The following is a 10,948-nucleotide window of genomic DNA, read 5'->3' as shown; positions in this document are numbered from 1 at the left end:
CATTGACTGGCGCAGTGCCCTGTCCTTGTGCGCCTACATGCCTGAACTGGGAACCTTGCACCGCGGCCAGGCGGCGGCCCTGGCTGGGCTGGCACCTTTCAACCGCGACAGCGGCCAGTGGCGAGGCCCGCGCCGCATCAGCGGAGGACGTGCACCGGTGCGTCGCACCCTCTACCTGGCCAGCCTGACCGCCGCTCGCAAAAACCCTATCCTGAAAGCTTTTTACAAGCGTCTGCGCGCCGCCGGCAAACCCGGCAAAGTGGCTCTCACTGCGGTGGCCAGAAAGCTATTGGTCCTGCTTAACGCCGCCCTAAAAAACGACAAAATTACCTTTGCGTAACCACACAGTTGCTGGGCTGTGCTGTCGCGCCCCTTTGGGGCTGTTTAATTGAAAATTGATCCTTATGAATACGAAGACTTTATACCGGCCTGTTGGCCCTAGAGAACTGAAACTGATTGAAGAATCTGGATGGAAAGCATTTCCTCCGCGTTTACCGGAACAACCCATCTTTTATCCGGTGATGAATGAGGAGTATGCGATCCAGATTGCCCGTGACTGGAATGTTGCAGCCTCAGGATCTGGGTTCGTGACTCGGTTCGATGTGGATGCTGAATTCTTGATCCGCTACGGAGAGCAAGTCGTGGGTGGAAACGTTCATCGCGAGCTGTGGGTACCTGCGGAAGAGCTCGAAGAATTTAACCGTCATATCGTGGGCTCGATTGAGGTCACTCAATCCTTTTTTCCCAGCCCCGAAGGGGCAGAACAGCAAAGCCCAGGGCAAGCGACGAAGGAGCGTAGCCCTGGGGAGGAGGTGAAGGATGGTTAATCTTCAAAGAGCCCTGAAGGGGCGAGACAATGAATGCGGAACTGTGCCTCAATCTGGAACTATGATGGACTCGATAGCATTGGTGGAAGTTTGCAGACGAACCGGCGGAGGGCGTGGAGTGTCTCACCCTTTCAGGGCTCTATGGCGGAGGAATGCGTGGCTTGCCCCTACCCAGGGCGTTGCCCTGGGCTTTGTTGTCACGCCCCTTTGGGGCTGCGTTGCCTCGGCCTTTGTGGCTGCTTGGAGGTCGGGCAGTTAACCTAACAAACTATACCTCCCAACATATTACATTATGCCACAATCACTTGCGCAGATTTATGTTCATTTGGTCTTTTCGACGAAGGGGCGGGAGTCCTGGGTGGCGGAGATGATCCAGCCGGGGCTTTATGCTTATTTGGCGGGGACGCTGAATGCGATTGCCTGCCCAGTCTTGTGCGTGGGTGGGATGCCGGACCATGTGCATGTTCTGTTTCGGCTGGCGAGGACAGTGGCGCTTTCGGATGCGGTGAAGGCTGTGAAGGTGGAGTCTTCGAAATGGATGAAGGAGGAAGGGGGCGTTGGAGAGTTCGCGTGGCAGGGGGGATATGGGGCATTTTCGGTGAGCGCCTCCCAGGTGGAGGCAGTGACGCACTACATCCGCAACCAGGAGCAACATCATACAGGAAGATCTTTTCAGGAAGAGTTTCGGAAGCTGCTGGATGTTTACCAGATTGAATACAACGAGGCTTATGTGTGGGATTGACATCATGAATAGCAAGAGCACGCACAGGCAGGGCGGTGCAAGTTCGCAGGCTTTTTCAGAGAAAGGGGTGGAGTGTCCCGCCCTTTCAGGGCTCTATGGCGGTGATATGCGCAGGATGTTACTCCCCAGGGCTGCACTTCGTTTGCCCTGGGCTGTGTTGTCTCGCCCCTTTGGGGCTGGGGAGGAGGACATCGGCGAGTGGGGAGTATTTGAGCGTGATAAGACGACACATTGAATAACTATTTGTTAGATTAAAATGATGATTTCAAATCAACAACCTCCACGACATCACGGGTTGCGCTTCTCTTTGCGAGATGCGGGGGTCTTGATTGCAGGGGCGGGGCTGGCGTGGTGGTTGAGGGTTCGGGGGAATGAGATGTGGTGGATTGTGCCGGTGGCGGTGGGGCATTTCTTTTTGTTTTGCAATGTGTTCATGGTGTGGCGGAGGTGGGAGCTGCTATGGGCTGCCAGTTTGGTTTTGAATGTGCTTTTTCATGTGGCTCAAGGGAACCTGGGTTGGTGGCCGGCGTGTGGATGGCAGGTGCCGGTGACGCTGCTAGTGATTGGGCTGCAGATGCGCTCGCCGTGGTATCACGGGGTGTGGGCAGAGCGGGTGAATCCGCGATTGCGGGATTATCTGGATGGCCGTCTTTAATGTTTTCGATCTCTTTCTTTATACTTTTCCTATGACGACAAACACCCCCCTTCTCACGGATCTTTATCAGCTCACGATGGCCGCCGGATACTGGAAATCTGGCAAGGCGGAGCAGGAGGCGGTGTTTCATCTTTTCTTCCGCAAGCTGCCGTTTGCAGGGGGGTATGCCATTGCGGCGGGGCTGGGGGATGTGGTGCGGTGGCTGGAGGGTTTCCGGTTTGGCCAGGAGGAGCTGGAGTATCTGGCGACGCTGCCGGGAAGGGATGGGCGGCCTTTGTTTGAGAAAGGGTTTTTGGACTATTTGGGGACGATGAAATGGCAGTGTAACGTGGAAGCGATCCCGGAAGGAACGGTGGTGTTTCCACATGAGCCGCTGCTGCGAATTCAGGGGCCGCTCATCCAGGCGCAACTGGTGGAGACGGCACTGCTGAACATCGTGAATTTTCAGACGCTGATCGCTACGAAGGCGGCGCGGGTATGCCTAGCGGCGCAGGGTGAGCCGGTGCTGGAGTTTGGCCTGCGGCGTGCCCAGGGACCGGACGGGGCGGTGATGGCGAGCCGGGCGGCTTTCATCGGTGGGTGTGCTTCGACCTCGAATGTGCTGGCGGGCATGAGGCATGGGATCCCTGTGCGAGGGACGCATGCGCATTCGTGGGTGATGTCGTTCGATACGGAGTTGGAGGCCTTTGCGACGTATGCGGAGGCGATGCCTAACAACTGTGTGTTTCTGGTGGATACCTATGACACGCTGGAGGGGGTGAGGCATGCAGTGGAGATCGGCCAGCGGCTTCGACGCGAAGGGCATGAACTGGCGGGCATCCGGCTGGATTCAGGGGATCTGGCGTGGTTGAGCATCGAGGCGCGGCGTATCCTGGATGAGGCGGGTTTTCCCAAGGCGACGATCGTGGCGAGCAATGACCTGGATGAGCATTTGATCGAAAGCCTGAAGCATCAGGGTGCGGCGATCAATGTCTGGGGAGTGGGGACGAAGCTGGTGACGGGGGGCGAGCAGGCAGCGCTGGGCGGCGTGTATAAACTGGGCGCGATCCGCGATGAAAACGGGGAGTGGCAGCCGAAGATCAAGCTGAGCGAGCAGGCCATCAAAGTGAGCAATCCGGGCATCCAGCAGGTAAGGCGGTTTACGCTCAATGGTGAGTTTCGTGGTGATGCAATATATGATGAAGAAAGCGGTTGCACGGTGCCGACCGAGATCATGCATCCGGCTGATCCCACGCGTGTGAAAGCGATGCCGGAGGGTACAGTGCATGAGGATTTATTGCGGCCTGTTTTTCGCCAAGGCGTGCTGGTGGGGGAACAGCCGACGCTGCAAGAAATCCAGGCACGATGCCAGGAGCAACTCACTCATCTCCATGCCACGGTGAAGCGGTTGCAGCATCCGCATGAGTATCCGGCCGGTGTGGAGCGCACGCTGGCGGAGAGGAAGCTGGCGATGATGGTGGAGGCGAAGGGAAAGGTGGGAGCAACGGCCTAACAAAATATAACATGAAAACACTTCTGCTTATTGATATTCAAAACGACTTCATGCCGGGCGGTGCACTGGCTGTGGCAAGGGGTGATGAGATCATCCCGGTGGTGAACGCAATGATGCCTGATTTTGACCTGGTGGTGGCGACGCAGGACTGGCATCCGCAGGATCACGGTAGCTTTGCGGCAAACCATCCGGGCAAGGCAGTGTATGAGCACATTTTGTTAGACGGGCTGCCGCAGACGCTATGGCCGGTGCATTGCGTGCAAAATACGGGCGGGGCGTTGTTCGCGCCGGGGCTGGAGACGCGACGCATCCAGAGAGTGTTTACCAAAGGAATGAATGCGCAGATCGACAGCTACAGCGGTCTTTATGACAACGGTCACCGCGCCTCAACGGGCCTGAGTGAATGGCTGAAGGCGCAGGGTGTGACGGAACTGCATGTGGCGGGCGTCGCCACGGATTACTGCGTGAAATTCACCGTGCTGGATGCGCTGGCGGAGGGCTTCCAGGTAAAGCTGCTGCTGGAAGCCTGCCGTGGGGTGAATCTGCAACCCGGGGATGTGGACCGGGCCGTGGAGGAGATGCGGGAGGCAGGGTGCGAGGTGGGGTGACTCCGGGATGGCTTGGCCCACCAGAACCGGAGGAAGGATCTTTTCCCTATCTCCATATCCTGGCGAGCTAAAGCTCTGGACTACTTTCTTTATTTCAGCTCCTGGATGCGGATGTTGCGCCACATGACTTCTTTGCCAACGGCTTCGGTCTTTTTGCCAATGCCGTGGACCTGGAGGGCGATGACGCCTTCTTTAGTGAGGTCGTCTTTGAGATCGGCGGCAGGTACGCCATTGATGAAGGTCTTGATGCTATCGCCTTTGCACTCGATGCGGGCGGTGTTCCAGTCACCCTGCTTGAAGGCTTTGCGGGCAGCTTCGTTTTCCTTGAGGTCAAAGAGCCAGCCGCGGCGGCCTTCATCATAAACGCCACCGGTGAAGGCGCGTGCGCTGGGGTCGATCTCAAACTGGTAACCATGGACGCGGTCTGCAGGGAACTTTTTCTTTTTGCCCGCGATTTCAACTTCAGTGTCCTTTGTGTAGTAGTTGCTGCGAAACTGGATGCCGGAGTTCATGGAAGGCTCCACCTTGAATTCGAGTTCGAGGATGAAGTCGCCATATTTTTTGGCGGTGCAGAGGAAGGAGTTGCCGGTATTCGGCACGGTCTTGCCGACGATGGCTCCGTCCTGGACGCGGTATTCGGCGGTGCCGCTGTGCTGCTCCCAGCCGGTGAGGGTTTTGCCGTCGAAAAGGGGCACGAAGGCCTCTTCAGCGCGGGCGACGGTGAAGAAAGAGATAAGGGCGAGTGGAAGTAACAGGCTGGGTTTCATGATAGGGAGGTCATGAACGCTGCCAGCCGGGGACATCTGGCGGAATATCTCAACTGTCTGAACTTAAGGCCTGCCACATGGGATGGGTATCCGCAAACATTCGAAAGCGGCAGACCTTGCCGTCAGTGAGATCATAAACATGGGCGACGGCGGTACGCATGGCCTTGCCTGTGGCGGGGGCGGTGCCGGAGTAATGACCGAGGACGATGACGCGATCTCCTGCGGCGATCATTTCTTCTTCTGTAAAGGCGAATCCGGTCCAGCGGCGGGCGTTGGCGCGGAAGACGTTTTCGATGACGGAGGCGGGTCCATGCCAAGTGGAGCCACCGGGGAAGCCAGTGCTTTGCTGCCAGATGATGTCCGGTGTGCAAATGGCGAAGACGGCACTGTCGTCCTGCTCCCGCATGGCGCGGTAAAGGTCGCGGATAGTTTCAGTGGAGCTCATGAGACAAGGGGTGCGGGTGGGGTGATATCCTGAGTACGCACGCGGGTGCCAAGCCAGTAACTGAGTGCGGAGGCAGCGACGGCCACGTAACCAATGCGATGAAAATTAACCATTTCACCTGAGGGAGCGGTGGTGACGATGTATCCGGCCAGGCTGGCGGCAACGCCCCCACCGATGTCACGCACGCAGGTATTCAGGCTCATGAAAGCGCCGCGCTGGGCGGGGGGCACGGCTAAGGAACCGATGGCCTGGGCAGGTACAAAACGGCCGCTGGCGAAGATGAAAAACAGGCCGCTGAGCGTCAGGATGGCCGCGATGGGAAGAGGGGGCGCGTTTGTGATGGTGAGCACCACGGCGGCGGCGACGATGATCATGATGCCCAGGACCTGAATCCGACCTAGACGATCCGCCAGACGGCCCACCCAGGGGGAAGTGAAGAGGGTCAGGCATCCGCCGATGAGATAAACGAAGGACAGATATTTCTCGGGCAGTCCCAGGTTATGCACAAGGTAAGGTGAGAGCAGCGGAATCATGATCATGTGCCCGATGACAAGCATGAAGATGAATAATAAAGCCCACCCAGCATTGCCATTGCGAAGCAGAGCCCAGAATGCCTGGCCACGCAGCGTAGAACTGGTATTTAAATGATCGCGAATGGGGGGCAGGTAATACCAAAGGGCGATCCAGGTAATAACCCCCATTCCAACGATAACAAAGAAGGGGGTTTCCCAGCTAAACGCCTGCGCGAGGTATAGCCCCAAAGGAACACCCAAAGCTGCGGCGACAGAGAAGGCTGTCATGATGATGCCCATACCTGCCGCACGCCGGACGGGCGGCACGACATCACTGACGATGGCCATGATGAGAGCGCCCGAAACGCCGCCGAAGGCCCCGCAAACAATGCGGGCCTGCGTGAGTGCCTCAGCCGTATGGGAGAGTGCACAAGCCAGGGTGCCGAGGATGAATCCGGCAAAACAGAAGAGCAGCAGTTTCCTCCGGTCAAAGCGGTCCATGAAAGGGGCTGCCAGGAGGCCGACAATACCGGCAGCAAAGGTATAGGCAGCCACCATGCCGCTGAACCGTTCCGGGCCGATGTTTAGCTCCCTCATGAGCTGCGGGCCCAGCGGCATCATGACCATGAAGTCCATGATGTGGGCGAACTGGACTGCGGCCAGAAGGATCAGGAGGGCTTTTTCAGAAATGGGCGGGCGTGAAGAGGACATCACGCGGCGGCCAGGGTTGGATAGTCAGTATAACCCTTGGCTTCCTGAGTATAGAAAGTGCTGGCATCAGGTTCCACCAAGGGAATGCCAGCCTGGATACGCTCGACCAAATCTGGATTGCTGACGTAATGATGACCGAAGGCGACGCCTTCGAGGGTGCCTTCTTCAATCGCCGCCGCAGCCTCTTCGGGAGTATAGCCCATGTTACCAATGAGGGTGCCTTTGAAAGCGGCGCGGGCGATGCTGACGACATCGCCTTTTTGCAGGCCGAAAAAATCGGCGCGCATCAGATGCAGGTAAGCGATGCCGCGTTGATCGAGCTGCGTTGCCACATAAGCTGTTAGACCGGCGGGATCGCTGTCCTCCATGGAATTGAAACTGTTGAGAGGGGACAGGCGCACGCCAACGAAACCCACTCCCCAAACACTGACAGCGGCATCGACCACCTCCAGCAGAAGACGAGCGCGGTTTTCGATGGGGCCTCCATATTCACCGCCACGGCGGTTGCTACCATCACGCAGGAATTGGTCCAGTAGATAACCATTGGCCCCATGAATTTCGACGCCATCAAAACCGGTCACTTTGGCGTTTAGTGCTGCTTTGCGAAAGGCTTCGACGATGGCTGGCAGTTCCTCCTCACGCAGCTCGCGTGGAGTGGCGTAGGGTTTCTTGCCCTCAGGCGTATGCGCCTCATCGTTGGTGATGGGAATGGGGCTGGCGGAGACAGGTGTGGCTCCATCATTGAAGTATGGATGGCAGGCGCGGCCCCCGTGCCAGAGCTGGAGGAAGATGCGCCCACCCTTCGCATGGACAGCATCGGTGACCTTTCTCCAGGCGACGATTTGAGCGTCTGAGTAGATGCCCGGTTCACGACCGGCAAAGGCGGAGTTTCCTTCCATGACCATGGTCGCCTCGGCGATGATGAGGCCGGCGCTGGCGCGCTGAGAATAGTATTCCACCATCAGATCCGTGGGGACGTGGTCTGCATCCGCCCGGCAGCGGGTGAGCGGGGCCATAAAGATGCGGTTAGGCAGTTCAATGCCACCGAGGGTGAGGGGAGTGAAGAGCGAGGACATGGGGATGGATCTTTAGTTAGGCGTTAAGATCATTCTCCAGGACGATGCGATACCGGGCTTTGCCGGAACGGAGGTGGTCTAGGGCCTCGTTGGCGCGGGACATGGGGAAGGTTTCTGTCGTGGGGGCGATGCTGTGGCGGGCGCAGAATTCCAGCATGGTGTCCACGGTGGCGGGGCTGCCGATCGGGGAACCGGAGACGGACTTCTGGCCGGAGATCATGGGGAAGGCGGCGAGGTCCAGAGGCTGCAGAACGGCACCGACGGTGTGTAGGCGGCCTTTGGGTTTGAGAGCGGCGATGTAGGTGTTCCAGTCGAGCGCGACGTTGGTCGTGTTTAGGATGAAGTCGAAACTGCTGGCGGCGTTTTTGAGGTCGCCTTTGTCTCTGGAATTCAGGGTGCGATGGGCACCCAGTTGCAGGGCTTCCTCGCGCTTGGATTCACTGCTGGTAAAGGCGACGACTTCGCAGCCCCAGGCGCGGAGGAACTTCAGCGCCAAGTGGCCCAGACCGCCAATGCCGATGACGCCGACGCGATCCGTCGGCTGGACTCCGCACTGGATGATGGGGTTAAAAACGGTGATGCCGCCACAGAAGAGCGGGCCGGCTTTGCTGGCATCCAATGTTTCAGGAATGGGGTTCAGCCAGGTCCAGTGGGCACGTACCCGGGTGGCAAATCCGCCATGGCGGCCGATGATGGTGGCCTCGGCTGTGGGGCAGAGATTTTGATTTCCCGAGAGGCATTGGGCGCAAGCCCCGCAACTGCCGGAATTCCATCCGAGGCCGACGCGATCTCCCACTTTTAGGCGCTTGGTGTGAGGGCCCAGTTCCACAACTTTTCCCACGACCTCATGGCCGGGAACAAAGGGGTAGGTGGAGGCACCCCAATCATTGTCCAGCATGGAGAGGTCGCTATGGCAGAGGCCACAGGATTCCACGGCGATTTCGACCTGCTCGTCACCGAGAGGGCCAGGGGTGAACTCGAAGGGCTGGAGGGCCTGTTTGGAACCTAAGGCGGCAAGGGCGTGCACGGGAGTACTCATGGTGGTGTGGGTGTGTGGATGCGAGGGGAGAGGCTAAGCTTTGCCACCAAAGGTGACATAATCGTCGAGGTCCAGATAATCGAAGATGGTGGCGATGTCTTCACGGGTGGCACCACCGGCCTGAGCGACCATCTGGTTGATGAAATCGCGGCTTTCGTTGTCGGAGGGAGCGGTAGCTTCACGATGGGCGCTCCATTGAGCGATCTCCCAGTCGCTATGCTGGTTCTTCCGGTTGGTAAGGATCCAGGCAAGGACTTCACCATCGCCACCGCCTTTGGCCACTTCGGCTTTCAAGGCTTCATGGTCCAAACCGGCGAACTCAAAAAAGCGGCGGTCCATGGGGCAGTTGTAATGATAATCGCCCGAGGTACCGGCGATTTCAGCCCGGCATTTGTCGAGTACACGGGGCAGCAACACGTATCCGCCGAGGCGGACACGTGGGCTGCGGGGAGGACGCTGGGAGAGATTCATAGGGAAAGGGCAATCTTTCGGAATCGAATCACGCAGCCAGGGCGGCTTCAAGGAAAGCCTTGCTCTTGACGCCAGTAATGGTGTTCACAGGCTTGCCGTTTTTGAAAACGATGAGCGTAGGGATGGCGCGGATGCCGAAGCGTTCGGCCAATTCAGGGTGGGCATCAATGTCCACCTTGGCGATGGTGGCGCTGCCTTCCTGCTCGCCGGCGAGCTGGTCCAGGATGGGGGCCAGCATGCGGCAAGGACCACACCATTCTGCCCAGAAGTCCACAAGGACGGGTTGGCCAGTGGTATTGCTGATGGCGGCATCAAAAGTTTCGTTGGTGAGTGCTTGAGGTTTCATATGAGTTAGAGTTGAGATTTACGAGTGTATTAGACCAGTCGGTTTAATTATTGTTGGAAAAATTTAGCTCTGCGGTGGAGCGAGCATGGACTTCAAAAAAGCGATGGCTTCACGAAGAGGAGTCACGCTGCGGGTGGTGGAAGCACGCTGCATAGCACCGGTCCACAAGTCCAGGATGACGGGGGCCATGAGGGCAGGACGGATTGCGGGTGAGATCTTGCCTTTCTCCAGCCCCTCCTCAAGCAAGCGCTCAAAAACGCCCGTCCACTCCCGTGTGCCCTGAGCAAGGACATGGCGCATGGGCTCGCTAAAACCTCCCACTTCAGAGGCTAGTTTAATCACCAAACATGGGCATCTCCCTTGGGATTCAGTAGCTTTGGCGATGTTAGACTCAAAGTAGGTCAAGAGGCGGAGCAGGGGATCCGGCTCAGGGTTTGGGGGCAGTAACAGCCGGGTTTTATAAGCGGTGGATTCCGCGACATAATGCCGGAGCATTTCCACACCGAACTGCTCCTTGGACTCAAAGTGATGATAAAAGGAACCCTTGGGGACTTTCACAGCCTTGAGGATTTCATTCAGGCCGACCGCATGAAAGCTCTTCTCGAGCATCAGCTCTTCGGCTGCGTCGAGAATGCGTTCCTTGGTGGTCCTGTCGCTCATAACGAGAACAGAATAGACTGATTGGTCTAATTCGTCAAGAGTTTTCCAAAACAGGTCGCGAGTAAGCTATTGAATGGCACCGGTCCAGGTCTTCGGCTTGCCGTTTTCTAGGGTGTCCAGGTCTATCGGGGAAGCCGTCTTCACGTCGGCTTTTTCACCCCGTATTTCGAGGATTAAAGCTCCATTCAGATGCCCTTTCTCCAGCCAATAGCGCAGGCGCACATCCTGGGCAGATTGGGCAGGGATCTGGGGTGGCTTCTCGGTGGCAAGCGTGAAAGGGGGCACTTCTTTGCCATCGGCCGTCAGAAGCCTCACATCGGGAGGTTGGAGCGAAAGCGGCCGGGGGCTGCTATTTCGGTAGCGCAGCTCGATATCCAGACGGGCATTGCCATAATCACGCTCCAGAGTGGTGCGATGGATTTTAAGGGCAGCTTCACTGGAGGCATCGGCAAGGACGGGCTGAGGATCGTCCATGCTGGGATCTGAATCCATGGTGAAAACCCAGATGGTGGCTCCCAAACTGAGGATGATGAGCAGCCAGACTTCGAAGCGTTTCAGGAAAGACATGCGCCGGGATTAACCACACATTTGATGGAT

General features: G+C 57.7%; 13 protein-coding genes and 1 pseudogene. 5 read left to right on the top strand and 9 right to left on the bottom strand.

Annotation, left to right across the window (positions count from 1 at the left end):
• From EI77_RS19345 to pncA, 5 genes and pseudogenes are all read left to right on the top strand, one after another.
• Positions 1–340: transposase (locus tag EI77_RS19345; RefSeq protein WP_208300418.1), on the top strand; the 340-nt coding region annotated here is incomplete at its 5' end.
• Between the two features lie 64 nt (positions 341–404).
• Positions 405–746 (top strand): annotated as a pseudogene (locus tag EI77_RS19340) (hypothetical protein); the annotation flags it as partial.
• A gap of 373 nt (positions 747–1,119) precedes the next feature.
• Positions 1,120–1,569 (top strand): IS200/IS605 family transposase, encoded by a 450-nt coding sequence (tnpA, locus tag EI77_RS19335; RefSeq protein ID WP_133796951.1) that lies wholly within the window; start codon positions 1,120–1,122, stop codon positions 1,567–1,569.
• A gap of 686 nt (positions 1,570–2,255) precedes the next feature.
• Entirely contained in the window at positions 2,256–3,716 is a 1,461-nt protein-coding gene (locus EI77_RS19325) for a nicotinate phosphoribosyltransferase (RefSeq protein ID WP_208300416.1), read from the top strand.
• Between the two features lie 11 nt (positions 3,717–3,727).
• Complete coding sequence (gene pncA, locus EI77_RS19320) at positions 3,728–4,324, top strand: bifunctional nicotinamidase/pyrazinamidase (RefSeq protein ID WP_133796948.1); 597 nt, start codon at positions 3,728–3,730, stop codon at positions 4,322–4,324.
• 89 nt (positions 4,325–4,413) lie between these two features.
• Here pncA and EI77_RS19315 read toward each other — a convergent pair whose 3' ends face one another.
• The 9 genes from EI77_RS19315 to EI77_RS19275 all read right to left on the bottom strand — a co-directional run bounded on the left by EI77_RS19315 (position 4,414) and on the right by EI77_RS19275 (position 10,918).
• Positions 4,414–5,091 (bottom strand): 3-keto-disaccharide hydrolase, encoded by a 678-nt coding sequence (locus EI77_RS19315; protein WP_133796947.1) that lies wholly within the window; start codon positions 5,089–5,091, stop codon positions 4,414–4,416.
• A 49-nt stretch (positions 5,092–5,140) separates the two neighbouring features.
• Positions 5,141–5,536: a nuclear transport factor 2 family protein gene (locus EI77_RS19310; protein ID WP_133796946.1), complete on the bottom strand. Its 396-nt coding sequence runs from the start codon at positions 5,534–5,536 to the stop codon at positions 5,141–5,143.
• On the bottom strand, positions 5,533–6,759 hold the full coding sequence (locus EI77_RS19305) for an MFS transporter (protein ID WP_133796945.1): 1,227 nt from the start codon (positions 6,757–6,759) through the stop codon (positions 5,533–5,535). The genes EI77_RS19310 and EI77_RS19305 overlap by 4 nt, the downstream gene beginning before the upstream one ends.
• Positions 6,759–7,835, bottom strand: a complete 1,077-nt coding sequence (locus EI77_RS19300; protein ID WP_133796944.1) for an alkene reductase — start codon at positions 7,833–7,835, stop codon at positions 6,759–6,761. The genes EI77_RS19305 and EI77_RS19300 overlap by 1 nt, the downstream gene beginning before the upstream one ends.
• A gap of 16 nt (positions 7,836–7,851) precedes the next feature.
• Positions 7,852–8,874: an NADPH-dependent aldehyde reductase Ahr gene (gene ahr / locus EI77_RS19295; protein WP_133796943.1), complete on the bottom strand. Its 1,023-nt coding sequence runs from the start codon at positions 8,872–8,874 to the stop codon at positions 7,852–7,854.
• 33 nt (positions 8,875–8,907) lie between these two features.
• Positions 8,908–9,345 (bottom strand): DUF5069 domain-containing protein, encoded by a 438-nt coding sequence (locus EI77_RS19290; RefSeq protein WP_133796942.1) that lies wholly within the window; start codon positions 9,343–9,345, stop codon positions 8,908–8,910.
• A 28-nt stretch (positions 9,346–9,373) separates the two neighbouring features.
• Positions 9,374–9,691 carry a thioredoxin gene (gene trxA, locus EI77_RS19285; protein WP_133796941.1) on the bottom strand — a complete coding sequence of 106 codons (318 nt, stop codon included), beginning with the start codon at positions 9,689–9,691 and terminating at the stop codon, positions 9,374–9,376.
• Positions 9,692–9,754: 63 nt separating this feature from the next.
• Positions 9,755–10,351: a TetR/AcrR family transcriptional regulator gene (locus EI77_RS19280; protein ID WP_133796940.1), complete on the bottom strand. Its 597-nt coding sequence runs from the start codon at positions 10,349–10,351 to the stop codon at positions 9,755–9,757.
• A gap of 66 nt (positions 10,352–10,417) precedes the next feature.
• Positions 10,418–10,918: a hypothetical protein gene (locus tag EI77_RS19275; protein ID WP_133796939.1), complete on the bottom strand. Its 501-nt coding sequence runs from the start codon at positions 10,916–10,918 to the stop codon at positions 10,418–10,420.
• Between the last annotated feature and the right edge of the window lie 30 nt (positions 10,919–10,948).

Origin of the sequence: Prosthecobacter fusiformis (assembly GCF_004364345.1) — a bacterium.
Classification (GTDB): Bacteria; Verrucomicrobiota; Verrucomicrobiia; order Verrucomicrobiales; family Verrucomicrobiaceae; genus Prosthecobacter; species Prosthecobacter fusiformis.
Note: the sequence above shows the minus strand (reverse complement) of the source record. Positions and strands in the feature narration are given on the sequence as shown.